Genomic DNA, 26,403 nt, shown 5'->3' with positions numbered 1-26,403 from the left:
CCCGACCGCGATGACCCGCGCCGCCCCCGGCCCGCTGCGGCTCGAACCCACAGGCCCCGAGGACCTCGACGCGATGCTCGCGGCGCTGGGGTTCGATCGACCGCGCCCGGTGCTCACCCTGATCGGCGGCGCGGCGCGGCTCGACCCCGCGCTCGCCGAGCCGCTCGGCGCGCTGCTGCGCGCGCTCGCGCCCCGGCTCGAGACACTCGACGCCACGGTGGTCGACGGCGGCACCGACTGCGGGGTGATGGCGCAGATGGGCCGGGCCCGGGCCGTCTGCCACGCCCGCTTCCCGCTGCTCGGGGTGGCGCCGCGCGCCACCGTCGCGCCGCACGGCACCACCCGCGCCGAACCCAACCACAGTCATCTGGTCCTCATCCCGGGGGCACGCTGGGGCGACGAGTCGCCGTGGATCCGCCGGATCTCGGCGCTGCTCGCCGGGCCCCGACCGCGGCTCACCCTCGCCGTCGGCGGCGGCGAGATCACCCGGCTCGACCTCGAACTCGCCCTCGCCGAACCCGCCCCGCTGCTGCTGCTCGCCGGTAGCGGCGGCAGCACCGCGGCGCTGCTCGCACGCTGGCACCGGGGCGGGCTCGAACACCGCGCCGCGATCGAGGCGCTCGACCTCGCCGCACCCACAGCGACCCTCGCCGCGCGGATCGCGGCACGGCTGGCGGCATGATCTGGCGCCCCCGCCCCCTGGTCTGCGGCGCCCCACCGCTGGCCGCAACGCTCGCTGACCGGCTCAACGCCCGGCTGGTCAGCCCCGAGCAACTGGCACGACTGCGGCCCCGGGCAAGCCAGCCGGTGGTCCTGCTCGACCCGCCCGACCCCGGCGCCCTGGTCGCGGCGCTCGCCGACCGGCTCGCCGGCGCGCGCCGACCGCGCCGGCTGATCCTGATCCATCGCGACCCACGAGCGCCGACACTGCCGGCGCTCGCCGCCGATGGCCCGCTGCGGGTCGAGACCCTCGACCTCGCCACCACCGGCGCGCGCGCCCTGTTCGCGCGCTGGCCGCTGCACCTCGGCTGCGACGTCGCCGCCGGACAACGCCCCCACCTGCTGCTCGTCGGTCGCGCGACGCCCGCCACCGCGCTCCTGCGCCAGGCGCTGCTCGGCGCCCACTATGGCGAGCGGCGCCTGCGCATCACCCTGCTCGACCCCGACCCGGCGGCGGCCGCCGCCTGGTTCCGCGCCACCCAGCCCCAGGGCGAGACGATCGCCGAGTTGCGCTGCGCCACCCCGGAGGCACCGGCACTCGATGCCGACACGCCGGTGAGCCTGGCGCTGATCTGCGACCCGTCACGGGCCGCCGCGCACGCCGCCCGGCTGCGCCAACGACTCGCCGCCGCGAGCGGCGCCTCGCCAGCGCTGATCGCCGTGGCCACCGCGCCCTGGCCAGCCGGCGCACGCGCCGACTGGGACGGCCAGACCCAGCCCTTCTCGCTGATCGCCGACGCCTGCACCCCCGCGACCCTGTTTGCCGGGCGCGCCGACCAGCTCGCACGCACCATCCACGAGCACTATCGCGACAGCGTCGCCGCCCAGGGTCGCGACCCCGATGGCGAGCCCGGCGGCCAACCCTGGGCGCGGCTGGCCGAGTCCTTCCGCGGCGCCAACCGCCACCAGGCCGACCACATGCTCGCCAAGCTCGCCGTGGTCGACTGTCGCGCGGTCCCCGAGGAGCGGGTCGCCGGCTTCGCCTTCACCGCACCCGAGATCGAGCGTCTCGCGCGCATCGAGCACCGGCGCTGGGCCGCCGATCGTCGCCTCGACGGCTGGACCCACGCCCCGGTGCGCGACAACGCACGCAAGCACCACCCGCAACTGGTCGACTACGACGCCCTCAGCGAACCGATGAAGGATCTCGACCGCTTCGCGGTGCGCGGCGTACCGACCCTGCTCGCGCGCGCCGGACTCGGCATCCAGCGCCTGTTGATCGTCGCCCTGATCGAGCCCGCCTCCAGCGAGACGCCCCCGCCACCGCGCCGACTCGTCAACGATGCACTCGGGCGGTTGCACGCACGCTACCCCGACCGCGCCCTGGTGCTCGCCACCAGCCTCGGCTCGACGCTCACCCGCGCACTCACCGCCCAGGCGATCGAGCACCCCGCCACCGGGCTGTGGCTGCTGCACCAGCGCCCGCTGTCGGCACAGCTCGACGCCTGCCCCGACCCGACGACGCGGACGACCCTGCTCGATCTGGTCGCCCGGGCCGAGCGGCGCCTGCCGCTCGGCCCCGGGGGGCTGGCCGGGTGGATCGCCAAGCGCGCCGAGATCGCCTGGCACCCGGCGCCGCCGGAGACGGCCGCGCGCCCGGTCAAGCGACTGTGGCTCGCCCCCGAGGGCCGGCGGCTCGTCTGGGACTTCGAGTACTGAGCCCGCCATGCACCACCCCGACCGCCCACTCACCGGCCCCGCCGGCGTGCTCGAACGACTCGGCCTCGGCGCCATCGCCCTGGCCGACTGTCTGTGGCTCTATCTGCGCATCCTCGGCGGTCGCGCCCGGCTCGACCTGCCGGCCTTCGCCGCCGCGCTGCGTCAGTCCGGACTCTCGGTCCTGCCGGCGCTGACCCTGGTGAGCGTCGTCCTCGGGCTGATCCTCGGGCGTCAGGGCGAGCAGCTGCTCGCCGGCTTCGCCCTGCCCGACGCGCTGCTGATCTCGCTGACCTATGCCATCGCCCTGGAGCTGCTCCCGGTGCTGATCGGCATCCTCGTCGCCGGGCGTGCCGGGGTGGCGCTGGCGGTGCGTCAGGCCGGGCTGGCGGTGAGCGGTGAGCTCGACGGACTGCTGGTCAACGGCATCGATCCGATCCGCTACACCCTCGCCCCGACGCTGCTGGCGATGCTGCTGATGAGCGCGGCCTTCGCGGTGTGGAGCCTGCTGGTCACCGGACTGACCACCTGGGCCTGGCTGTGGGCGAGCGTGGCGCTCGGCCCGGCGCGACTGGTCGAGACCCTGGCCCACGCCATCGGCCCGGCCGACCTCGTCGGCGCCCTGGTCAAGCCACCGCTGTTTGCCCTGCTGGTCGCGCCGCTGGCCTGCGTCAACGGCATCGCCGCCGGGCGCGACCCGCGCGGCATCGCCCGCGCCGCCACCGCCACCATGCTCGGCGCGATCGGGCTGATCCTGGTCGCGGACCTGCTCTATCTGCTGCTGATCGGCTGAGCGCGTCATGTCCACCCCCTCACCGGCCCCCACCCCACCACCGGCGCTCGCCATCGCCGGGCTCTACCAGCACGTCGCCGGGCGCTGCGCGCTCTCCGACCTCGACCTCACCCTGCCCGCCGGCGAGTGGCTGCTGATCTGCGGCCCCAACGGCGCCGGCAAGAGCCTGCTCAGTCGGCTGGTGCTGGGACTCGACCACCCCTCGGCGGGTACAATCGCCCTGTTCGGGCAGGACCTCGCGCGGCTCGACGGCGGCGCGATGCGGCGGCTGCGCCGGCGCCTCGGTGCGGTGCTCCAGGGCGGCTCGCTGCTGGCCGATCGCAGCGTGCTCGAGAACCTGCTGCTGCCGCTGCGCGAGACGCCGCTGCGCCGCGCCGAGCTGGCGCGCGCGGCGCGACTGGTGGTCACCCTGCTGCAGCTCGACGGGCTCGAACACCACCTGCCGCGCGCGCTCTCGCTGGGCCAGCGGCGGCGCGTCGAGCTCGCCCGCGCGCTCATCCACCAACCCGACCTGCTGGTCTGGGACGGGGTCGCCGACGGCCTCGACCCCAGCGCACTCGGCGAAATCCTGGAGATGCTCGACACCGTGCGACGCAACCGTGCACTGACACTGATCGCCACCGACAACTCCCCGGCCGCGCTCATCACCCACTGCGAGCACGCGCTGGTGCTCGACCACGGTCGGGCCGTCTATGCCGGACCGAGCGCCGCGCTGCGCGAGACCGCCGCCGCGCGGATCGAGCTGCGCGCGGCGCTGCGGGGGTGGCGATGAGCGAGCGGCTCGAACGGCTCTACTCGCCGCCCGAGATCGACGCCCCGGGCAAGCGCCAGGGACGGGCGATGCGTCGCGACCTGCGCGCCGCCGGGCTGTTCGTGGTGCTGATGGCAGCGGCCTTCGTCGCCCTGCTGGTGGTGCTGTGGCCGGGGCGGCTCGGCGAGGGCTACCGTCTGGTCGCGATCTTTCCCGACGCCACCGGGCTCGCCCCCGGCATCCCGGTGATCCAGGACGGCTACCGTATCGGCCGGGTCGAGCGCGTCGAGCCGGTGTTCGCCAGCGCCGCCGAGCCCGCCCCCTGCGGCGAGCGCGCGCCGCTGCGCCCCTGCTTCCGCGCGCTGCTGCGGATCGCCGACGACTGGCCGCTGGCCGCCGACAGCCGGGCGCGGATCGGCTCGGCCGGGCTGCTCGAGGGCAGCGCGATCAAGATCGCCCCCGGCACCTCGGCCAGCCGGCTCACGGCCGGGGCGCAACTCCCCACGCTCGCCCCCGAGCCGGACCTGATGGGCCAGCTCGGCGCGCTCACCGCCAGCCTCGACACCCTGGTCGCCGAGACCATCACCCCGGCGCTGCAGAGCATCGCCCGCCAGATCGCCACCATCGAGGCGCTGCTCGGCACCGGCGAGGCGGCCACCGGCAACCAGGCGCGGCTCGCCGGCGCGCTCGATCATCTGCGCGCGCTCACCGCCAAGCTCGACGCCGCGGTCGACGGCGAGTCGATCGCCGCCACCCTGGAGGCGGTCGAGGCGCTCACCACCAACCTCGCCGAGGTCAGCGGCGCGGTAGCCGCGCAGCGCGACGCGCTCGAACGCGCGGTGGCCGACTACGGCGCACTCGCCAACGAGGTCCGCGCCCTGGTCGCCGACAATCGCCCGGCGCTGCGCCACAGCCTCGATGATACCCAGGCGCTGCTGCAGACCATGAACAACGCGCTGCTGCCGATCCTCACCAACATCGAGGATGCCAGCCGCAACCTCTCGGCGCTCTCGCGTGCGCTGCGCGAGAACCCCGCCAGCCTGCTCCAGGGCCATCCCACCGAGGAACGCACCCCATGGTTCCGCTGACCCGCACACTGCTGCTGCTCGCGCCCCTGCTGCTCGGCGCCTGCGCCGGCGGCGAGCCGATCGAGCGCGACCGCTTCTACCGTCTCGCGCCACCGCCACCGCCCTCGACCACCACCGCCCGGCTCGACGCCAGCGTGCAGGTGCGCGACCTGGCCGCGCGCGGCTTCCTCGGCGGTCGCCAGATCCTCTATCGCACCCGCGCCGAGCCGCGCGAGGTCGGACGCTACGACAGCCTGCTGTGGGAGGAGCCGCTGCCCGGAGCGCTCGCCGACGCTCTCGCCGAGGGCTTGCGCGCGGCCGGTCCCTTCGCCCGGGTACACGCCCCGGCCGAGCGGGTCGAGGCCGACTACGTCCTCAGCGGCGAGCTGATCCGCTTCGAGCACCTGCCCGAGGCCGAGCCGCCCCGGGTCGCCGCCACCCTCGGCCTGACCCTGCAGCGGGCACGCGCGAGGACGCCGCTGTGGCGCACCCGCCTGACGCTCGACGAACCGCTCACCGAATCCACCCCGGCGGCAATGGCCGCGGCCTTCGAGCGACTCACCGCGCATCTGGTCGAGCAGGCGGTGACGGCGCTCGCGGCGCAACGCCCGGGGGGGCGATGAGCGCGCCCGACCCCTTCGCCGTACTGCTGCCGGCCGCCGCCGCGACCATGCCGGTGGCCTGGGGGGCGGTACGCATCTCGGCGCTGCCACCGGACTATGCGCCGAGCACGCGCGAGCTCACCGATCCCGACCCCGGGGTGCGCTTCGCCCGTCGCACCATCGCGCGGATCGGCGACGCCGACACCAGCGAACTGCTGCTGATCGACAAGACCGCGCCCCATGCCCGTCACGATCTGATGCTGGTCGCCCCCAGGGCCGGCGCCACCCCGGACGCGCTCGACCCGGCGAGCGCCGCACGCTTCTGGGGCTGCGCGCTGAACTTCGTGCGCTTCGTCTCCGACCCCGCGGTGATCGAGCGCTTCGGGCTCGACGGCGGCCAGCTCCATCTCGCCCTCAACTGCGACCCCCACACCCGCGACCGCGAGAGCGTGCAGGCGTCCAAGCAACTCCACCTGCACCTGATCCACTGGGACGCGAGCGAGCTGGCGCCGCTCGCCGCGCCCCAGCCCACGCTCGCCACCCTCGCGCCGCACGAGCGCCGCCAGGCGCTCGACCCCGCGACCCTGCCCGGCGCCCGGCTGATCGCCGAGCGGCTCGCCGCACTGCCGCTCGGCATCCCCGGCGCGCGGGTCGTGCCGGTCGACCCGGCGCGCCAGCTCGCCGGGCTCGACCCGCTCGGCTGCACCCTGCGCCTGCCCGGCTGGGAGACCCTGGCGAGCCCCGCCTTCGGAGCCCTGATCGCACGCCTCCACCGGTGTCTCGACGGGCTCGCCGGCGAGCTGCTCGACGCCCTCACCGGCCAGCGCACCCCGCCCTCGCCCTGGCGGCGCCACCGGCTGCGCCCGGTGGCGGCGCGGCGCGCGGCGCTCGAGACGCTCGACTGCTCGGCGGCGAGCCGCGCCGAGCTGGCGGCGCTGGCCGAGCGGCTGCGCGACCTCGCCCCGGCGACCGCCGCGCGGCTGGCGCACGCCACCCCGGCGCGGCGCCAGCAGCTGATGACCCTCGACCAGCCGAGCTACGCGCTCACCCTGCGCGCACCGGCACGCACCCGCACCGCCACGCCGCCGCTCGCCGCGCGCGAGATCGAGCTGGGCATCCAGCCCAAGCTCTTCTGCGGTATCGGCGGGGCCGGACTGCTCGGCATCGACGCCCTGCCCTGCGTGCGCATCGTCCGCGGCGTCGGCACCCTGAGCCCGGCGCAGTGGCGCCAGCGTCTCGCCTTCCAGCAGGACTTCGCGCGCGCCAATCGCGACCAGCTCGCGGTCGCACCGCAGACCCTCGCCCGCTTCCACGGGGCGGCCACCGGCTGGCGCTGAACCGAGCCCATGGACCTCTCCGCCTTCGCCCAGATCTGGATCCTGTTCGCGCTGGCCTCGGCCTTCTTCCACGCCTCGCGCCTGGCCGTCACCAAGCGCCTCAGCCCGAGCTTCTCGGCGCGCGCGCTGACCTTCTACGTCAATCTCGCCAGCCTCGCGGTGACCCTGCCGCTGATCCTCTGGTACCACGACTTCCCGTTGCACCAGCCGGCCTATGTGCTGGCGGTGCTGTGCGGCGGGGTGCTCTCCGGGTTCGGCGGCTGGGCGCTCAACGCCGCGCTGCACCGCAGCGAGGTGTCGCTGGTCGGGCCGCTGATGACCCTCACCCCGGGGCTGGCGATCGCCATCGAGTGGCTGCTCACCGGCGCGCTACCGGCACCGCTCGGCTGGCTCGGGGTGGGGTTGCTGATCCTCGGCGGCTACACCCTGGGGATCGACGAGCGAGGCATCCGCTGGCACCGCCCGCTGCGCACCCCGGGACGACGCCTGGCGCTGCTCGCCGCCGCCTGCTTCGCCGCCGCCAGCGTGTTCGGTCGTATCGGCATCCAGCTCAGCGATCCGCTGTCGTTCGCGGTGATGGTGGCGATGGTCAATCCGCTGGTGCTGCTGGTGGTGTTCGGGCTGCAGGACCGGCGCTTCTACGCCGAGCTCACCGGCGCCACCGCGCTGCGCGAGCTCCGCCCGCTGCTGCTGCTCGGGGTGCTGTTCGCGCTGATGCGCATCGCCGACCAGATCGCCCTCAGCCTGGCGCTCGCCTCCTATGTGATGGCGGTCAAGCGCAGCGCCGGGATCTTCTCGGTGCTGCTCGGACGCTGGCTGTTCGCCGAGCCCTATCCGCGCACCCGCCTGCTCGGGGCGAGCATCATGCTGCTCGGGGTGCTGGTACTGACCCTCGGCTGAGACGCACTCAGTCGCCGCGCTGGAAGCGCATCGCCTCGCGGATCAGCGCCAGGCGGGCGCGCTCGGGGCCCCAGATATGCACCCAGGCCGGAGCGATCTCGGAGGACTCGTTCCACAACCGCCACCACACCGCGGCGTTCTCCCAGTAGGCCGCGCCCAGGCTGTTGCCGTCGGGGCTGAAGTGGGCATAGGCGACCCCGCCGAGCGCGGCGTCGAGCACCAGATAGGCAGCCAGCGGCGCGTCCTGGGCACGGCGCGGACGCCGCCACAGCCGCAGCTCGCCGTCGCGCGCGGCGGTCAGCAACCACTGGCCGTCGGGGCTGAACTCGGCGCTGTAGACCCGGTCGCGATGGCCGACGAGGGTCGCCAGCGGCGCCCCGGCGCGGCTCCACAGATAGGCGCGCCCGTCCTGCGCGGCGCTGACCAGGGCGCCGCCATCGGGGGCGAAACCGACCGCGTAGACCAACCCGGCACCGGCATCGAGGCGACGCGGCCCGACACAACCGTCGCCGTCGAGCTCGACCAGCGCCACCCGGCCGTCCTCGCCGGCGCTGGCCAGGGCCGTGCCGTCGGGCGCGAGCGCGAGGTCGGTGACTGCCGCCCGGTGCGCCTCCAGGGTGCAGAGACGCTGCCAACGTGCCCCGGGCTCGCGACGCATCACCCGCAGGGTGCCGGCGGCGTCGCCACTGGCCACCAGCAGGGCACCGTCGGCGCTCGCACCCACCGCCGCGGCGACCACGCCGTGGCCGTCGTGGGCGAAGGCGCTGGGCAACGGCAGGGCGCTGCAGTCGGCCGGATCCCACAGCCGCAGCGGCGTCTCGGGGACATCGGCAGCGGTCAACAACCAGCGCCCGTCGGGGGCAAACAACACCTGATGGACGCCACCACAGCTCGCCGCCTCGGGGTCGGCACAACGCCGATCGACCTGGGCGCGACAGCTCCCACCGCCCTCGAGGTCCCAGACCCGCGCCGCACCGTCGAACCCGGCGCTCGCCAGCCAGCGCGCACCGGGCGAGAAGCCGACCCGGCGCACCCGGACCTCCGGGGCGTGCTGCAATCGGTGCAGCAACCGTGGCGCCTGCTCGGGGTGCGCGCGATCATGGCTCCACAGCTCGACCCGCCCGTCGAAGGCGGCGGTCGCCATCAAGACCTCGTCGCCGTCGCCGGGCGCGGCCAGCGCCAGGTGCCAGACGTGGTCGTCCTGTTCGAGGCGGAACGACAGCCCGTCGGCCGGCGCCACCGACCACAGCCGCGCCGAGCCGTCGCGCGCCGAGTAGGTCAGCACCCGCGACCCGTCGGCGCTGAAGCGCGCCCCCGAGACCGGGCCGTCGTGGCTGAACACCGCCAGCTCCCGCCCGGTCCGCAGCCCCCACAGCCGTGCGGTCTTGTCGAGCGAGGCGCTGAGCACCAGCGCCTCCTCGTCCCCGGCGACGAGCTCCACCCGGTCGACGCTCAGCCCATGATGACCGAGCACCTCGGCCGCCCCGTTCGCCAGCGTCCAGCGCACCACCTGACCGGCGTCGTCGACCGCCACCAGGAACCGATCATCGGGGGAGAAGACGAGGTCGCGCACCGCGCTCTCGTGTACCCGCAGGGTGCGTCCATCACGCTCCAGGGCGCCGAGGGTGGTCTGCAGCCGACCATCGAGCCCATAGAGACGCACCCGCTCGTCGGCCGAAGCGACCGCCACCCGCTCGCCGGCATGATCGAAGCGGGCGCGGTTGGCGGGGCGATCGAGCGCACCGCCGCGCGGCAGCCGCGCCCGCGCGGCACCGCTGGCGGCATCGAGCAACAGCGCCCGGCCATCGCGCGAGGCGCTCACCAGCAGCGCGCCGTCGGGGGAGAAGTCGAGGCTGCGGATCTCGGCCTGGTGCAGGACCCGCTGCCAGCGCACCCGCCCGGGCGTGGCGAGATCGACCATGCACACCGCCACGCCCGCGTCGACGACCCGGGTGAGCGCCAGCCCACGCCCGTCCGGGGCGAGTTCGAGCACCTCGCCGGGCGCACCGGCGCAGCGCCAGTCCGGCGCGCCCGGCGCCTCCAGCGGCAGGCGCCAGACGCCCTCGGCGCCGATCCCGAAGACCTCGACCGCATCCCCCCCGCCGGTCACCCGCAGTGCATCGAGCGCCGCACCCGGCGGGGCGAGCGTCCCGGCAGCGACGAAACGCCCGTCGCGCAGCCGCCACAGTCGCGCGCCGTCGGCACGCGAGAGGGTCGCCAACCAGGCGCCGTCGTCACTGAAGGCCGGCGGCAGCGGGCGCTCGGGATCGGCTCCCGGGGACTCGGCCAGCGCCAGCAGATGGTTGCGGGTGAAGGCGTCAGCCAGGGTATCGGTGGCCGCCGCCGGCAGATACGGGGCAGCGCCGATCGCCAGCTCCACCGCCTCCGGGGTGTTGCCCTGGTCGATCGCCGCCGCGGCCTCCTTGAGCCGGCTGTACTGGAGGTTGAGGGTGGCCTGACGCGAGGCGTCCCAGGCCCAGTAAGCGGCCGCGCTGGCCGCCAGCAGCAGCCCGAGCAGCGCCACCCCGGTCAGCCGCACCCAGCGGTTGCGCCGACGTTGCGCCAGCAGATGGGCGCGCGAGTGCGCCAGATAGGCGCGTTCGAGCGCTTCGAGCTCGTCCTCGTGGGCGGCGACGAACGCGGCGAGCGCGGCGTGTCCGGTCTCACCGAGCAGATACTCGCGATTGCAGTCGGTACGCCGCCACAGCCACGCCTGACGTGAGAGTCGATAGCGCAGCCGCAGCGCCCGGGCATGCTCGGGCATGCCCGCCCAGTCGCGCAGCACCGGCCAGCAGCGCGCCAGCGCCGGATGGACCAATCGCGCCACCGCGCGCCCTTCGGCCCAGGGGGGGCGCTCCAGAGACGGTTCGGCCGGCGGCCTCTCCTCGTCGACGGGGCGCGTCTCACGCCAGCCACCGACCCGCACCAGCCATTCCTCGCGGCTCTGCGCCAGCAGTCGGCGCAACGCTGCCGCCAGACCGAACGCCGGCGGCGGCACGACCGCCGCCCCCCCACCCTCGGGGTCGCGCTCGATCACCACCAGCCGCGCCGCGACCAGGGACTCGAGCAGCGCCATTGCCTGGGGGTGGGCGGCCAGGGTGGCGAGATCGCCATCACGCGCGCCGGGCAGACGCTGCTCACCGCTCTCCAGCACCAGCAGGGCACGGCAGAGCACCGGCAGGGCCGCGCGCGCGCGCTCATCGAGCTGCGCCCAGAGCCGGTCGGCGCGCGCGCGCAGCAGTCCATCGAGGCCGCCCAGGGCGTGATAGTCGCTCACCAGCAGTCGTCGCGTGCCACGCCGCCCGGCGGCCTGATGCAGCTCCTCGAGTACCAGCTCGAGCAGCGGCGGCCAGTGGTGCACCGCGGCGAGGTCGGCCTCCAGCCGTTCGACCAGACCACGCTCGCCGACGGCGCTCTCCTCGACGTGCTCGATCCCGGCGACCCGCGCCGGGATCTCGACCAACTGGCGGATCCGCGCCGGGGCGATCGGCGCCAACGGATACCAGGCCTCCTCATCGACCAGGGCAGCAAGCTCGGACCGATCGGTGAGCCCGGCGAGGGCGTCGTCGCGCAGGGTGGCGATCACCCAGATCCGCTCCGAGCGGGCGAGCGCGGCGAGCGCGCGGGCGCAGGCCTCGGCCTCGGCCGTCCGCGCCGCGACATGCGCCAGCAGAGGGTCGAGCGGATCGCAGAGCAGCGCCAGGCGCCACTCGCCCCCCTCGACGCCCTGCAGCCGATCGAGCGCGGCGCCGACCTGGCCGGCGCCGAGTTCGGGGTCACGCGCCAGCAGGCGCGCCAGCGCCGCGGCGTCGAGCCCGCCCCCGGCGAGCGCGTCGCCGAGCACCGCGGGCGCGCAGAGGGCGGCGGCCAGCGCCTGCAGCGGGCGCGTGCCGGCAAGATCCGGGGCGCACCAGCGACAGCCGCCGACCCCGACGAAGAGGAAGGGGCGCAGCAGCCGGGGCAGCAACCCGGCCTGAAGCAGCGAGCTCTTGCCCACCCCGCTGGCACCGCTGATCAGCAGCAGGCCACGGCCGCGCGCGCGCAGCCGCTCGAGCCGCGCGACCAGCTCGCGCACCTCGCTCTCGCGCCCGGTGAACACCGGCTCGTCGGCGAGCGCAAAGGCGTGCTCGGGGCGAAACGGCGAGCCGCGCCAGTCGGCGGCGCCGACGCTCGCTCGACGCTCGGCGCTGATGCGACGGTTGAGCAGCTTGCGCAGCTGGCTCTCGACCAGCTCGCGCAGCGCGCGTGCATCCTCGAACTGGCGGAAGGCGCGCTTGAAGCTGCCGTCGGGGTTGAAGAAATGGCGCTGGAAGAAGGCCTCGAGCCGCTGGCGCTCATCCACCGCCTCGCGGGTGCGCGCGGCGTCGTTGACGTCGATCAGACAGGGCGCCTGCTTGCGATAGACCAGCACCTCGGGGGAGCCGGCCCGCGCCGAGGCCTCGACCGCGTCGACGAACTCCCACTCGGTCCCGGTCATGCCGCCATAGGGTTCCTCGGCGAGCGGGGTGCCGAGCCGGGTCCACAGCATCACCAGCACGATCTCGCACTCGGCCGGGCGCACCAGCCCGGCCTGGAAGCTCTGCGCCGCGGTCAGCGCCTCCTCCTCCCAGAGCACCGCCGAGAGGTCGAAGTAGGGGCGATACTCGCGCGCCAGGGCGAGGATCAGATCGCGCACCAGCGCCCGCTCGTGCTCGAGATCGGAGGGCGAGGAGACGAACACCCGCAGCCGCGGTGTGGCTGCGGCGGGGCGCTCTGTGGGGTGGTTTGAGAGGTCGGTCTCGGTCATGAAGGGGGCACGAGGGCAGCGCAATGGATCGCCCCTCAACTATAACGCGCAGGGCACCGGCAGCCGCCCACACAAGGCCGAGGTGACGGGTTACAATGGTTCTCAGCACTGTCTCCCGGAGACGCGCCGGGCCGGATCTGGACCCGTACGCGGCCCGGGCGACGCCGAACCGACGGGGCGCGATCGTGGAGCATGCGCCCCGAACTGCGCGGAGGAACGCGTCATGTTCCACCCAGAAAGCGCCGAAACCGATCGTTTCGAGCAAGTCATCGTCCAGTCGATCCGACGTATCCTCGCCGCTGCCGGTCCCGAGGAGTTTCTCGCCTGGGCGCAGGCGCGGATCCCCGACCTGCTCGGCCTCTCGGTCGGTCCCCTCGACGACGACGAACACCGCCGACTCGCCGGGCTGCTGGGGATGGCGATCTGGAACGCCGCACCGACGCCGGCCAATGGCTTCCGGCCCAGCCCGCTGACCGATCTCGCCGACGATGCCCCCTGCCCCTGCGGCTCGGGACAACGTTATCGCGACTGCTGCGCCACGCTCGAGGAGCTGCCCGAACTCTCCACCGAGCTGATCTGGGAGTTCCTCCTCGACGAGCTCTCGGACGGCGAGCTGCGCGAGGCCCTGCGCCTCGATGCGGTGCCCGGACCGCTGCTGGCCCGGGTCGCCGACCGCTGGCTCGAGGAGGACTATCCGCGCCGTGTCGTCAATCTGCTCGAACCCCTGTTCGCCGGCTCGCTCGACGCGCTCGACGCGCGCTACGAACCGGCGCTCGACCTGCTCTGTGACGCCTATGACCGGCTCGATCACTGGCGCAAGAAGCGCGCCTTCCTCGAACGGCTGAGCACTGGCGACAACCGCGTGCTGAGCGCCGCAGCCTGGCAGCGACGCAGCGCCATGGCGATCGACGAGGGCGACTTCGAGCAGGCCACCGCGGCCTTCACCGAGGCGCTGCGCAACGGCCCCGACTCGCCCGGCACCGCACTGCTCGAGATCACCCTGCTCGCCGCCCAGCACCGCGATCGACTGGCGCGCGAGCGCGCGCGTTTCTGGCTGCACCGCTTCCGCCGACAGGGCGACGTCGAACCGAGCTTCCTCGACTTCCTCGCCCAGGCCATCGAAGACCCGCAGACGGCACTGGTCGACACCCACGCCGACTCGATCGACCCCGACCTGGTGGACCTGCACGACTGGATGGCGGTGGCAACCGCACGCCCGCTGCCACGGCTCGACGCGGTCCCGGTACGCGACCACCCTCCAGAGGTCGCGAGCGGCCAACTCGCGCTGTTCGAGGGCGCGCCAACCGATCACGCGCCCACCGAAGCGGGTGGCGAGCCGGTCTGGAGCAGCCCGGCACAACTGCGCGCCCCGGTCGCGGTGCGCCGTATCGAGAGCCGCTGGCGCGCCCGCTTCCCCAGCGACAAGCCGGTCTCGATCCAGCTCGCGCCCCATGACGCCCACGCGATCTGGGAAGACACCGCATGGCTCGACCACCTGCTCGGCCACCCCGAGCTGGCCGACAGCCTGGAGGTGCTCGACGATCTCGCCACCGCGCTCTACGCCCATCCCGAGAGCGCACTGCCGTGGATGGCGCACGCCCTGCTGCGTCCCCTGCTCGAACGCGCCTGGTCGATGATCACCACGGCGGTGCCAGCCGACGGGCATCACCACCTGCCGTGGTCGATCACCGCCAATCGCCCGGCGCTGCGACTGCTCTTCCGACGCTATCTCTATCTCAGCGCCGAGGACGAGCAGGAGGCCGCGATCGCCACCCTCGAGGCATTGCTGCGACTCAACCCCCAGGACAACCACGGGGTGCGCGCCGAGCTGATGAACCACTATCTGCGCGCAGGGCTCGACGAGCGCGCGCTGGCGCTCGCCGCGCGCTTCCCCGACGACCTGCTGGCCGATCTCGCCTATGGTGAGGTACTCGCACTCTATCGACTCGGTCGCCAGGAGCGCGCCCGGCAGGCGCTGGGACGGGCGATGCACCGACTGCCGCGCATCCCCCACTACCTCACCCGCAAGCGCATCAAGCGCCCGCAGCTCGACCCGCACGGGATCACCCCCGGCGGCGAGGATCAGGCCTGGCTCTATCGCGAGGCGATGCGCGATGTCTGGGCCGCCGAACCCGGTATCCTCGCCTGGCTGAAGCGGCTCACCGCCTGACCCGGATTCCCGCGTCCAACCACAGGAACCGTATCGATGGAAGCACGCTATCGCATCGTATTCACCGGTGAACTCGCCCCTGGCAAGAAGGTCCAGACGGTGGTCCCCGAACTCGCCGCCAAGTTCCGCATGCGCAAGGAGCAGGCCCGCGAGATCCTCCTCGGCGGCGCCGAGCAGACACTCAAGCACGACCTGCCCGAACACAAGGCCGAGCGCTATCGCGAGGCGCTCGAGGCGATCGGGCTGATGGTGCGCATCGAGCGCCAGGACACGCCGCAGGAGGCCCCGGAGACCGCCGTCCCGGCGCGCGACGAGCGCCCGTCGATGAGCGGCGCCACACGCTGTCCCAAGTGCGGCGCGCTGGAGGTCTCGCCAGTGACCGGGGTCTGCCAGGCCTGCGGGGTGGTCGCCGAGCGCTACCAGGCCAACCAGACGCGCACCGAGACCGCCGACCCCTATGCCCCGCCCCAGGCCGACCTCACCCCGCCGCCGCGCGCCGACGCCGGCGACGACCAGCTCCAGGATCCGGTCGCCGTCGGCGCCGGACGCGGCTGGGGCTGGGTGGCCGACGGCTGGTCGCTGTTCCGCGCCCAGCCGCTGCCCTGGATCGGCGCGCTGGTGTTGTTCTATCTGATCCTGATCGTCGCCAACCTGGTGCCGGTGGTCGGCAGCCTCGCCAGCACCGTGCTCGGCCCGATGTTCACCGGCGGGCTGATGCTCGGCGCCCATGCGCAATATCGCGGCGAGCGCTTCAGCGTCGCCCATCTGTTCGCCGGCTTCAGCACCCGACCCGGCCCCCTGGCGCTGATCGGGGTGCTCTATCTCGTCCTGACCATCGCCATCGTCGCGGTGATCATGCTGCTGATGGTCGGGCTCGGACTCGGCGCCGCCGCCTTCACCCCGATGACCGGCGCACCATTCGACCCGGCCGCGGTCGATCCGATGGCGACCATGGCCCCCGGGGTGGTGCTGGGGATGGTCGCGGTGGTCGCGCTGCTGATCATCCCGCTGGTGATGGCGACCCTGTTCGCACCGGCGCTGGTGGCGATCGAGGGCGTGGCGGTGCTGCGCGCCTTCAAGCTGAGCTTCACCGGCTGTCTGCGCAACCTCCTGCCCTTCCTGGTCTATGGCCTGGTGGCCTTCGGGCTGCTGATCCTCGGCTCGATCCCGCTGATGCTCGGCCTGCTGGTGGTGATCCCGCTGCTGGTCATCGCCATCTACCAGGCCTATCGCGACATCTACTACGGCTAGCGATCGCGGCGGCGGCCCTTGCCGCCGCCGCGCCCGACGGCGGGGCGACGCCCCGTCGGCCGCTCCCCGTCTCCCTGCCCGGTCTTGTGCCGACCAGCTGTCCCGACGTTCCTCTTGACCGACCCGCGTCCGGCCTTGCGCTGGGGTGCGGCGGCGGGACGTTGAGCCGGGCGCGCCACACTGCCATCGGGACGCCGCCGCCCCTCGGGGGCGCCGCCGGTACCGGCGGGCTGGAAGCTCGGCACCAGGTGGCGCTTGCCGTTGCCGATGAGATCGGCGCGGCCCATCTCCTTGAGCGCGCGGCGCAGCAGCGGCCAGTTCTCCGGGTCGTGATAGCGCAACAGCGCCTTGTGCAACCGCCGCTGACGCTGACCGCGCGGCACCACCACCCGCTCGGCGTCGCGATGGACCCGTTTGAGCGGGTTGAGACCGGTGTGGTACATGGTCGAGGCCGGCGACAGCGGGGTCGGCAGGAAGGCCTGCACCTGATCGACGCGCAGCCCGTGACGCTTGAGCCAGAGCGCGAGGTTGACCATGTCGAGGTCGGTGGTACCGGGGTGGGCGGCGATGAAATAGGGGATCAGGTACTGCTCCTTGCCGGCCTCGCGCGAGTAGCGCTCGAACAGCTCGCTGAAGCGGTCGAAGATCTCGATCCCGGGCTTCATCATCATCGCCAGCGGCCCGGCCTCGGTGTGCTCGGGGGCGATCTTGAGATAGCCGCCGACATGATGGGTGACCAGCTCGCGGATATAGGCCGGGGAGCGCAACGCGAGGTCGTAGCGCAGCCCCGAGGCGATGCGGATGCGCTTGATCCCGGAGACCGAGCGCGCCTTGCGATAGAGCTCGATCAGCGGCGCGTGGTCGGCGTCGAGGTTGCGACAGATCTGCGGATAGATGCACGAGAGCCGTCGGCAGGCGGCCTGCGCCCGAGGGTTCTTGCAGGCCATCCGCCACATGTTGGCGCTGGGACCGCCGAGGTCCGAGATCGACCCCTTGAACCCCGGCGTGCGGTCGCGGATCTCCTCGACCTCGCGCAGCACCGAGGCCTCCGATCGACTCTGCACGATGCGCCCCTCGTGCTCGGTGATCGAGCAGAAACTGCAGCCGCCGAAGCAGCCACGCATCATGTTCACCGAGCAGCTGATCATCTCCCAGGCCGGCAGCCGCGCTGCGCCATAGCTCGAGTGCGGACGACGCGCGAAGGGCAGCTCGAAGAGGCGATCGAGTTCGGCGGTGCTCAGCGGGATCGGCGGCGGATTGAGCCAGACGTCGCGCGCGCCGTGCGCCTGCACCAGGGCGCGGGCGTTGCCCGGGTTGGTCTCGAGGTGGAACACCCGCGAGGCATGGGCGTAGAGCACCGGGTCGTCGCGGACCTGCTCGAACGAGGGCAACCGGATCACGGTATGGGCGCGCTCGGCGCGCACCGGCACCGGCGGGCGCGGCGGCGGGGTCTCGGGACAGGGCGGCTGCTCGGCATAGGGGTTGATGTGCGGATCGACCCGCCCGGGACGGTCGAGCACACTGGCGTCGAGTTCGCTCCAGCCGGCAAGCGCCCCCTTGGTCATGAAGGCGGTGCCGCGCAGGTCGCGGATGGTCTCGACCGGCTCGCCGGCGGCGAGCCGGTGGGCGAGTTCGACCAGCGCCCGCTCGGCGTTGCCGAACAGCAGCAGATCGGCCTTGGAGTCGGCGAGGACGCTGCGCCGCACCGTCTCCGACCAGTAGTCGTAGTGGGCGATACGGCGCAGGCTCGCCTCGATCCCACCGAGCACCACCGGCACGCCCTTGAAGGCCTCGCGCGCGCGCTGGGCGTAGACCACGGCGGCACGGTCCGGACGCCGTCCGGGTACGGCGTCAGGGGTGTAGGCGTCATCCGAGCGCAACCGGCGCTCGGCGGTGTAGTGATTGACCATCGAGTCCATGTTGCCGCCGGTGACGCCGAAGAACAGGTTCGGTCGTCCCAGCCGGCGGAAATCCTCCGCCGTGGTCCAGTCGGGCTGGGCGATGATGCCGACGCGAAAGCCCTGCGACTCGAGCACCCGGCCGATGATGGCCATGCCGAAGGAGGGGTGATCGACATAGGCGTCGCCACAGACGATGACGACGTCGCAGCTGTCCCAGCCGAGCAGGTCCATCTCGGCGCGGCTCATCGGCAGCTCCGGGGCGGTACCGAACTTGTGGGCCCAGTAGCGGCGGTAGGAGAAGATATCTTGGGGGGTGTTCATCAACGACTGGCGGCATGACTCAGGGCAATCGTTCATTTTATAACCTCGCAGCGAACGGCACCGAGCCCATGGTCATCGTCCGGTCATCACGGGCTGGACCGTCGGCAACCGATCGCTGACAATCTGTGGTTTCGGGCCACCGATCCGACACGCCCCAAAGGTGCGCGCTCATTGGCCGGCTCACGCGGAAAACGTGATCGACACCCTGAAAATCATCGTTTTCCCCTGGAAAGCCGCGACGTGTCGCACCATGTCGATCGTTTCGCGGGACGACAAGCCATCAACCTCCGGTAGTCGAACACACCACCACCGCGGCCACCCGCGCGGAACCAGCCAGGGCTCTCGGCCATGGTCCACGCCCCGCGCACCGGCCACACGATGATGACGGGACACGACCGACCCAGGGCGCACGCCGCCCGGTGATGGCGACACACCTCGACACGGGCGTAACAGGAGAGAAGACGAAGTGGATCTGGCGACCTTACTGGGCATGATCGGTGCCAGCGGCGTCATCATCGGCGCAATCGCGCTCGGTGGCGACATCACGCTCTTCATCAACGTGCCCTCGCTGTTGATCGTCATCGGCGGTACCGCCTTTGCGGTGATGTTCCGCGCCACCATGAGCCAGTTCATCGGCAGCTTCAAGGTCGCCATGGGGGCCTTCTTCAGCAAGAACGTGGCGCCGCAGACCCTGATCGAGGAGGCCGTCGAGCTGGCCAATGTCGCGCGCAAGGAGGGCATCCTCGCGCTCGAGGGGCGCGAGATCTCCCATCCCTTCCTCGAGACCGGCATCAGCATGTGCATCGACGGCCACCCGCCGGAGGTGGTGCAGAAGGTGCTCAGCAAGGACATCAACCTCACCATCCAGCGCCAGGAAGCCGGTTACAGCGTGTTCAAGGCCACCGGCGACGTCGCCCCGGCAATGGGCATGATCGGCACCCTGATCGGACTGGTACAGATGCTCGCCAACATGGACGACCCCAAGGCGATCGGCCCGGCGATGGCCGTCGCCCTGCTCACCACCCTCTACGGTGCGGTGATCGCCAATGCCTTTGCCATCCCCATCGCCGAGAAGCTCAAGCTGCGCAGCATCGAGGAGAAGCTCAACAAATCACTGATCCTGGAGTCGATCTCGGGAATCCAGGAGGGCGTCAACCCGCGCGTGCTGGAGCAGATGCTGATGACCTATCTGCCCGAGAATCAGCGCCAGAGCGCCGGCAAGGACGGCTGATGCCGTCCGCACAACAGCAAGCGGAGGTAGCGGGCGATGGCCGAGGAATGTGAATGCGAAGAGGTCGAATGCGAGGCCGGCGCGCCGGCCTGGATGTCGACCTTTGCCGACCTGATGTCGCTGCTGATGGTCTTTTTCGTGCTGTTGCTGTCCTTCTCCGAGATGGATGTCCTCAAGTACAAGCAGATCGCCGGCTCGATGAAGATGGCCTTCGGCGTGCAGCGCATGGTCGAGGCCGACGACATCCCCAAGGGCACCAGCATCATCGCCCAGGAGTTTTCTCCGGCGCAGCCTCAGCCGACGGTGGTCAACGAGGTGCGACAACAGACCGCCGATGACCTCAAGTCGGAACTGCGCATCATCGACCCCGCGATCATCGACGCCCAGAAGAAGGCCGAGGAGGTCGAGAAGGCGCTCGAACTGGAGATCAAGAAAGGGCTGCTGGAGGTCACCACCATCGACGACCAGGTGGTGGTGCGCATCCGCGAGAAGGGTTCCTTCCCCTCGGCCTCGGCGCAGGTCAGCGCCGAGTTCCTCGCCGTGCTGCAGAAGATCGCCAAGGCGCTGAGCAAGGTCGAGGGCAAGATCCTGGTCGCCGGACACACCGACGACATCCCGATCCAGACCCGCGAGTTCGCCTCCAACTGGGTGCTCTCGGCGGCGCGCGCCGCAGCCGTGGCCCATGCCGTGACCCAGAACGGCTGGATCGACCCGCAGCGCGTGGAGATCCGCGCACATGCCGACAACCACCCGCTCGAATCCAATGACACCGCCGAGGGACGCGCCACCAACCGGCGCGTGGAGATCATCGTGCTCGGCGACCGCAGCACCGAACTGCTGCTCGAGAACGCCCTGCAGGCGATCGGGAGCGAGGAAACCATCCCACAATGACCATGCATGAACGAGGTGATCGCGAACAGCACGAGCAGGATCGGCGCCGCTTCTTCCGCATCGACGACACCGTCGGCCTGCGCCTGAGCCCGATCCCGCCCGCCGCCGAGGCGCAAGCACTCACCGATTTCACCGAGCGCAGCAGCGATGTCGGCCTGCTCAACGAGCTGCACGCCATCCGTGACCAGGCGCTGCCCCAGCGGCGCAAGCTCGAATACAAGTTCCCCACCGTTGCCGCCTACATCAAGGTGGTCGAGCGTCAGATCGAGATGCTCACCATCGCCTTCGAGTCGCGCCAGCACGGCGGCGAACTCGAACCGCGTGAGGTCAACCTCAGCGCCCAGGGGATGTGTCTCGCGCTCGACCCGCCACCGGCGCCGGGCAGCCTGCTCGAGATCGAGTTGCAGCTGCTCCCGGAGGGCAACCGCATCCTCACCCTGGGACGGGTGCTCGAACGCGACGAGGGCCCCAGCGCGATCGAGTTCGAGCAGCTGCGCGATGCCGACCGCGAGGCGATCGTGCGTCACATCCATGCCCTGCAGCTGCGCCGACTGCGCCAGGAGAACGGGCTCGACTGAGCCGCGCCGCGCCGGGTCGATGACCGACCCGGCGTCATGCCCTCAGGAGTGCGGCGCGGCGCGTCGGTTCATCCGCCCGCGCACCAGCACGAAGAACAGCGGCACGAACAGCACCCCGAGCAGGGTGCTGGCGACCACGCCGCCGAGCACGCCGGTGCCGATCGCGTGCTGGCTGCCCGAGCCGGCGCCACTGCTCAGCGCCAGCGGCAGCACGCCGAAGCCGAACGCCAGCGAGGTCATCACGATCGGACGGATACGCATCCGCGCCGCCTCGATCGCCGCCTCGATCGCACTCTTGCCCTGCTCCTGCAGGGTGCGGGCGAACTCGACGATGAGGATGGCGTTCTTCGCCGCCAGACCGATGGTGGCGAGCAACCCGACCTGGAAGTAGATATCGCTCGGCAAGCCGCGCCCGGTGGCGGCGAGCACCGCGCCGAGCACCCCGAGCGGCACCGCCAGCATCACCGCGAAGGGCACCGACCAGCTCTCGTAGAGCGCGGCCAGGGCGAGGAACACCACCAGCGCCGAGAGCGCGTAGAGCGCCGGGGCCTGGGCGCCGGCGGCGCGCTCCTCGAAGGAGATCCCGGTCCACTCCATGCCGATGCCCGGCGGCAGCTTGTCGACCAGCGACTCGACCACCGCCATCGCCTCGCCCGAACTGACCCCAGGGGCGGCCTGACCCAGCACCTCGGCCGAGGCCAGGCCGTTGTAGCGCTCCAGGCGCGGCGAGCCATAGGTCCACTCGCCCGCGGCGAATGCCGAGAAGGGCACCATCTCGCCGTGCTCGTTGCGCACGTACCAGGCATCGAGGTCCTCGGGCTGCATGCGGAAGCCGGCATCGGCCTGCATGTAGACCTTCTTCACCCGCCCGGCGTGGACGAAGTCGTCGATATAGGCGCTGCCCCAGGCACTCGACAGGGTGTCGTTGATATCGGCCAGCGACAGCCCGAGCGCCCCGGCCTTGGTGCGATCGACCTCGATCTGGTACTGCGCCTCGTCCATCCGACCGTTGGGCCGCACCCCCACCAGCGCGGGGTGCTCGGCGGCCATCGCCAGCAGCTGGCCGCGCGCGGCCATCAGCGCCTCGTGGCCGAGTTCGCCCTGGTCCTGCAGTTGCAGATCCCAGCCGGTGGCGTTACCGAGCTCGATCACCGGCGGCGGCGCGAAGGCGAACACCTGGGCGTCGCGGACCCGCGCGAAGCGCTGCATCGCCCGCCCCGCCAACGCCTTGACCTGCTGATCCGGGCGCGACCGCAGCTCCCAGTCCTTCAGCTGGACGAAGCCGATGGCCATGTTCTGCCCCTGACCGGCGAAGCTGAAGCCGGCGACGGTGATCAGCTGCTCGACCGTCTCCTGCTCATCCTCGAGGAAGTAGTGCTCGACCTCGCGAACCACCTCCAGGGTGCGCTCCTGGCTCGCCCCCGAGGGCAGCACCACCTGCACCACCAGGATGCCCTGATCCTCGTCGGGCAGGAAGGCGGTGGGCATGCGCATGTAGAGCATGGCGAGCACGCCGACCAGCGCCAGATAGAGCCCGAGAAACACCCAGCGTCGGCGGACGATGCCGCCGACGCTGCGGGTATAGCCGCCGACGCTGCGCTCGAAGTTGCGGTTGAACCAACCGAAGAAACCGCGATCCGGGGCGTGATCGGTGCGCTTGAGCAGGGTCGCGGTGAGCGCCGGGCTGAGGGTCAGGGCGACCACCACCGACAGCAGCATGGCCGAGACGATGGTGACCGAGAACTGCCGATAGATCACCCCGGTCGAGCCGCCGAAGAAGGCCATCGGCACGAACACCGCCGAGAGCACCAGGGCGATGCCGATCAGCGCGCTGGTGATCTGGTCCATCGAGCGCCGGGTCGCCTCGCGCGGCTCCAGCCCCTCCTCATGCATCACCCGCTCGACGTTCTCCACCACCACGATGGCGTCGTCGACCAGAAGCCCGATGGCCAGCACCATGGCGAACAGGGTCAGGGTGTTGATCGAGTAGCCGAAGGCGGCGAGCACGCCGAAGGTGCCGAGCAGCACCACCGGCACCGCAATCGCCGGGATCAGGGTGGCGCGCAGGTTCTGCAGGAACAGATACATCACCACGAACACCAGCAGCACCGCCTCGAGCAGGGTCTTGATCACCTCGTGGATGGAGATGCGCACGAAGGGCGTGGTGTCGTAGGGGAAGACCGCCTCAACCCCTTCGGGGAAGAAGGCCGCGAGCTCGTCGAGCTTGTGCCTGATCGCGTCGGCCGTCTCCAGCGCGTTGGCGCCGGTGGCCAGACGGATGCCCAGCCCCGAGGCCGGCTGACCGTTGTGGTGCGCGATCTTGCCGTAGGTCTCACCGGCGAGCTCGATGCGGGCGACGTCGCGCAGATGGACGGTGGCGCCATCGCTGGTGGTGCGCAACCGGATGGCGCCGAACGCCTCCGGGGTGCTCAGCCGGTCCTGGACGTTGATGGTGGCGGTGATGCGCTGCCCCGGCAGCGCCGGCTGCGCGCCGAGCTCGCCGGCCGAGATCTGCGCGTTCTCGGCGCGCACCGCAGCGGCCACGTCGGCGGGGGTCAGGCCGTACTGGTTGAGCCGATTGGGGTCGAGCCAGAGGCGCATCGCGTACTGCGAGCCGAAGGCGGTGACCTCGCCCACGCCCTTGACCCGACTGATCGGGTCCTTGATGCGGCTGGCGACGAAGTCGCCGAGATCGGTGCGATCGAGCCGGCCATCACGCGAGACGAAGGCCACCACCATGAGGAAGTTGCGCACCGACTTGGCGACCTGGATGCCCTGCTGCTGCACCCTCTGCGGGAGCATCGGCAACGCCAGCTGCAGCTTGTTCTGCACCTGCATCTGGGCGATATCGGGGTCGATGTCGTTGTCGAAGGTCAGGGTGATCGCGGCGATGCCGGTCGACTCGCTGGTCGCCGACATGTAGCGCAGACCATCGAGCCCGTTCATCTGCTGCTCGATGACCTGGGTGACCGAGTCCTCCAGGGTGCGCGCCGAGGCCCCCGGATAGGTCGCGGTGATGGTGATCGCCGGCGGGGCGATGTTGGGATACTGCGACACCGGCAGCCCCAGGATCGAGAGCACGCCGGCGAGCATGATGACGATGGCGATGACCCAGGCGAACACCGGGCGATCGATGAAGAAACGGGCCATGACGGGCGACCTCTGCTCCAGGATGGACGAATGCGCGAATGCAAGGGCTGACGGCGCCGGGACCGACGCCGTCAGCGGACGGAACGGGGCTTAGTCGCCCGCCGGCGCGGGCGAGTCGATCTCGACGGCGCGCACCTCGGCGCCCGCACGCGCCTTCTGCACGCCCTCGACGATCACCCGATCGCCGTCCTCCAGCCCGGCATCGATCAGCCACTGCCCGTCGATCGCGCGATCGACGGTCAGGGTGCGCTTGACGACCTGCCCGGCGGCATCGACCACCAGCGCCGTCGGCAATCCGCGCCGATCGTGTCGTACCCCCTGCTGGGGCACCAGGATCGCCTGCTCGCGCACCCCCTCCTCGACCAGGGCGCGCACGAACATCCCCGGCAACAACAGATGATCGGGGTTGGGGAAGGTTGCGCGCATGGTCACCGCGCCGGTGCCCGGATCCACCGTCACCTCGGAGAAGGCGAGACGGCCGGCCAGCGGGTACTCCGAGCCATCCTCGAGGATCAACCGCACCCGCGGCTGTTCGCCCTCAGGGCGCGACAGCCGACCATCGTCGAGCGCCTGGCGCAATCTCAGCAGCTGGGCGCTCGACTGAGTGATGTCGACATAGATCGGGTCGAGCTGACGCACCGTGACCAGCGCCAGCGACTGGTTGGCGGTGACCAGGGCGCCCTGGGTCACCACCGAACGACCGACCCGGCCATCGATCGGCGAGGTCACCCGGGTATAGGCGAGGTTGATACGGGCGGTGGCGAGCGCCGCCTCGTCGACCGCGACGGTGGCGATCGCCTCCTTGAGCGCGGCCTGGGCGTCGTCGTGATCCTCCTGGCTGACGGCATCGGCGGTCAGCAGGTCGGCATAACGCGCGGCCTTGAGCCGGGCGCGCTCGAGCGAGGCGCGCGAGCGCGCGAGCGCCGCCTCGGCGCTGTCGTAGGCGGCCTGATAGAGCGCGGCGTCGAGCTGGTAGAGCACCTGCCCGGCGGTAACGTCACCGCCCTCCTCGAACAGCCGCGCCTCGATGATGCCGCCGACCTGCGGGCGCACCTCGGCGATGCGATAGGGACTGGTGCGTCCCGGCAGCTCGGTGACCAGGGTGGTGGGACGCGCCGCGATCGTCACCACGCCGACCTCGGGGGGGGCGCCAGTGGCGCCGGGTGTCCCGCCCGGGGCACCGGCGGGACCGCACCCGGTCAGCGACAGGGCGAGTGCGAAGGGGTACAGGAGCACCGGAGCCAGACGGCGACCGTCGAGTGTCATGACAACCTCGGGAGGAAGTGGATTGAACGTTCATTCTAGAATGAGCGTTCAATCTAGTCAGCCGTCCGGCCGACGTCAAGCGTAGAATGCGCCGAGACATTCCCGACACCAGCCGACCGATAGAGGGGAGGAGAGGACGATGCCGCAACCAACGGCGACACCCGAGCCACGCTGCGAGGCCAGACGCAGACAGATCCTCGCGGCCGCCGCCGTCTGCTTCGCCCGCGAAGGCTTCCACGGCGCCAGCATCGCCAAGATCTCCAGGGCCGCGGAGATGAGCCCTGGGCACATCTATCACTTCTTCGAGAACAAGGAGGCGATCATCGCCGCGCTGGTCGAGCACAAGCTCGAACAGTCATTGAGCATGGTGCAGCAGTTCGAGCGCGCCGAGGACGTGCATCAGGCGATGCAGGAGCGCGTCGACACCGGCGTCAACGAGCGCACCGACCTCGACCATGCCGCGCTGGAGCTGGAGATCCTCGCCGAGGCCGCGCGCAACCCGCGGGTCGCGGCGATCGTACAGGCGGCCGACGCGGCCAAGCGCGAGCGGCTCTGTCGGCTGCTGGCAAGCGCCCGGGGGACGCCGCGCGGCGACGAGGCGGCGGCCACCGAGATCATCATGGCGCTGTTCGACGGGCTGGCCTCGCGTGCGATCAGCAACCCCACACTCGATCGCGCCGCCCTGCTCGCCCCGCTGCAGGCGGCGCTGCGCGTGCTCAGCTGAGCGTCACCAGGGGTTGATCCGCCGCTCCGCGCCGCGCCATGCCGGATCGGGCGAGCGCGGGCGATACTCCCGCACCACCAGAGCACGTCCGCCGAGACAGCGTCCGTGCAACCGCGCGATCAGTGCCTCACCCTCGACGCGCGAGGCGGTCCGGGCGACGAAGAAGTGATAGCGACGCCGTCCACGGTCCTCGCCGACATGGCGCCGGAAATCGGCGCGCAGCCCGACCGCGCCGATGCAGCCATGCAGCTCCTGCAGGGTCGCGCGCCCCGGCAGGTTGCCGATGAACACCTCCATCCACCCTCCCC

At 71.9% G+C, this 26,403-nt stretch carries 19 protein-coding genes; 14 read left to right on the top strand and 5 right to left on the bottom strand.

Annotated features, from left to right (window positions below; genetic code table 11):
• The first annotated feature begins 10 nt into the window (after positions 1–10).
• Genes EDC29_RS02980 through EDC29_RS02945 form a run of 8 tightly spaced genes read left to right on the top strand, consistent with a single transcriptional unit; the run spans position 11 to position 7,826 of the window.
• Positions 11–682 (top strand): hypothetical protein, encoded by a 672-nt coding sequence (locus EDC29_RS02980; RefSeq protein WP_123141315.1) that lies wholly within the window; start codon positions 11–13, stop codon positions 680–682.
• Positions 679–2,379: a RyR domain-containing protein gene (locus EDC29_RS02975; protein ID WP_132228481.1), complete on the top strand. Its 1,701-nt coding sequence runs from the start codon at positions 679–681 to the stop codon at positions 2,377–2,379. Before EDC29_RS02980 ends, EDC29_RS02975 begins: the two co-directional genes overlap by 4 nt.
• 7 nt (positions 2,380–2,386) lie before the next feature.
• On the top strand, positions 2,387–3,169 hold the full coding sequence (locus tag EDC29_RS02970; RefSeq protein ID WP_132228479.1) for an MlaE family ABC transporter permease: 783 nt from the start codon (positions 2,387–2,389) through the stop codon (positions 3,167–3,169).
• Positions 3,170–3,176: 7 nt separating this feature from the next.
• Positions 3,177–3,941, top strand: a complete 765-nt coding sequence (locus EDC29_RS02965; protein WP_123141318.1) for a cell division ATP-binding protein FtsE — start codon at positions 3,177–3,179, stop codon at positions 3,939–3,941.
• Positions 3,938–5,008 (top strand): MlaD family protein, encoded by a 1,071-nt coding sequence (locus EDC29_RS02960; protein WP_132228477.1) that lies wholly within the window; start codon positions 3,938–3,940, stop codon positions 5,006–5,008. The genes EDC29_RS02965 and EDC29_RS02960 overlap by 4 nt, the downstream gene beginning before the upstream one ends.
• Positions 4,996–5,610 carry an ABC-type transport auxiliary lipoprotein family protein gene (locus tag EDC29_RS02955; protein ID WP_132228475.1) on the top strand — a complete coding sequence of 205 codons (615 nt, stop codon included), beginning with the start codon at positions 4,996–4,998 and terminating at the stop codon, positions 5,608–5,610. The genes EDC29_RS02960 and EDC29_RS02955 overlap by 13 nt, the downstream gene beginning before the upstream one ends.
• Entirely contained in the window at positions 5,607–6,926 is a 1,320-nt protein-coding gene (locus EDC29_RS02950) for a hypothetical protein (protein ID WP_132228473.1), read from the top strand. The genes EDC29_RS02955 and EDC29_RS02950 overlap by 4 nt, the downstream gene beginning before the upstream one ends.
• A 9-nt stretch (positions 6,927–6,935) precedes the next feature.
• On the top strand, positions 6,936–7,826 hold the full coding sequence (locus EDC29_RS02945; RefSeq protein WP_132228471.1) for a DMT family transporter: 891 nt from the start codon (positions 6,936–6,938) through the stop codon (positions 7,824–7,826).
• Between the two features lie 7 nt (positions 7,827–7,833).
• On the opposite strand, the gene EDC29_RS17600 is transcribed toward EDC29_RS02945, so the two are convergent.
• Positions 7,834–12,612 (bottom strand): nSTAND1 domain-containing NTPase, encoded by a 4,779-nt coding sequence (locus EDC29_RS17600; protein ID WP_132228469.1) that lies wholly within the window; start codon positions 12,610–12,612, stop codon positions 7,834–7,836.
• Positions 12,613–12,835: 223 nt separating this feature from the next.
• On the opposite strand from EDC29_RS17600, the gene EDC29_RS02935 reads away from it, so the two are divergent.
• Entirely contained in the window at positions 12,836–14,782 is a 1,947-nt protein-coding gene (locus EDC29_RS02935) for an SEC-C metal-binding domain-containing protein (protein ID WP_123141324.1), read from the top strand.
• A gap of 36 nt (positions 14,783–14,818) precedes the next feature.
• Positions 14,819–16,033: a BPSS1780 family membrane protein gene (locus EDC29_RS02930; RefSeq protein ID WP_123141325.1), complete on the top strand. Its 1,215-nt coding sequence runs from the start codon at positions 14,819–14,821 to the stop codon at positions 16,031–16,033.
• Here EDC29_RS02930 and EDC29_RS02925 read toward each other — a convergent pair.
• Positions 16,030–18,165: a YgiQ family radical SAM protein gene (locus EDC29_RS02925; protein ID WP_424960597.1), complete on the bottom strand. Its 2,136-nt coding sequence runs from the start codon at positions 18,163–18,165 to the stop codon at positions 16,030–16,032. The genes EDC29_RS02930 and EDC29_RS02925 overlap by 4 nt on opposite strands.
• Positions 18,166–18,721: 556 nt before the next feature.
• Between EDC29_RS02925 and pomA the strand changes: the two genes are divergently transcribed.
• From pomA to EDC29_RS02910, 3 genes are read left to right on the top strand one after another with little or no spacing between them, the layout of a single operon-like run.
• Complete coding sequence (pomA, locus tag EDC29_RS02920) at positions 18,722–19,486, top strand: flagellar motor protein PomA (RefSeq protein WP_123143126.1); 765 nt, start codon at positions 18,722–18,724, stop codon at positions 19,484–19,486.
• Positions 19,487–19,522: 36 nt separating this feature from the next.
• A complete protein-coding gene (gene tssL / locus EDC29_RS02915) occupies positions 19,523–20,377 on the top strand; it encodes a type VI secretion system protein TssL, long form (protein WP_123141328.1) in 855 nt (284 codons plus the stop codon).
• Positions 20,374–20,955: a PilZ domain-containing protein gene (locus EDC29_RS02910; protein ID WP_223806144.1), complete on the top strand. Its 582-nt coding sequence runs from the start codon at positions 20,374–20,376 to the stop codon at positions 20,953–20,955. The genes tssL and EDC29_RS02910 overlap by 4 nt, the downstream gene beginning before the upstream one ends.
• Positions 20,956–20,997: 42 nt before the next feature.
• Here EDC29_RS02910 and EDC29_RS02905 read toward each other — a convergent pair whose 3' ends face one another.
• Both EDC29_RS02905 and EDC29_RS02900 read right to left on the bottom strand, forming a co-directional pair.
• Positions 20,998–24,105 carry an efflux RND transporter permease subunit gene (locus EDC29_RS02905; protein WP_132228465.1) on the bottom strand — a complete coding sequence of 1,036 codons (3,108 nt, stop codon included), beginning with the start codon at positions 24,103–24,105 and terminating at the stop codon, positions 20,998–21,000.
• A gap of 90 nt (positions 24,106–24,195) precedes the next feature.
• Positions 24,196–25,371, bottom strand: coding sequence for an efflux RND transporter periplasmic adaptor subunit (locus EDC29_RS02900; RefSeq protein WP_132228463.1), 1,176 nt, complete (start codon positions 25,369–25,371; stop codon positions 24,196–24,198).
• Between the two features lie 139 nt (positions 25,372–25,510).
• Here EDC29_RS02900 and EDC29_RS02895 point away from each other — a divergent pair, with 139 nt between their 5' ends.
• Positions 25,511–26,095, top strand: a complete 585-nt coding sequence (locus tag EDC29_RS02895; RefSeq protein ID WP_062272996.1) for a TetR/AcrR family transcriptional regulator — start codon at positions 25,511–25,513, stop codon at positions 26,093–26,095.
• 3 nt (positions 26,096–26,098) lie between these two features.
• On the opposite strand, the gene EDC29_RS02890 is transcribed toward EDC29_RS02895, so the two are convergent.
• Entirely contained in the window at positions 26,099–26,392 is a 294-nt protein-coding gene (locus EDC29_RS02890; protein WP_132228461.1) for an RNA-binding protein, read from the bottom strand.
• Positions 26,393–26,403: the final 11 nt, after the last annotated feature.

Source organism: Marichromatium gracile, assembly GCF_004343155.1.
GTDB classification, from domain to species: domain Bacteria; phylum Pseudomonadota; class Gammaproteobacteria; order Chromatiales; family Chromatiaceae; genus Marichromatium; species Marichromatium gracile.
The sequence above is the reverse complement of the archived record's forward strand: the minus strand, read 5'-3'. Positions and strand labels throughout refer to the sequence as shown.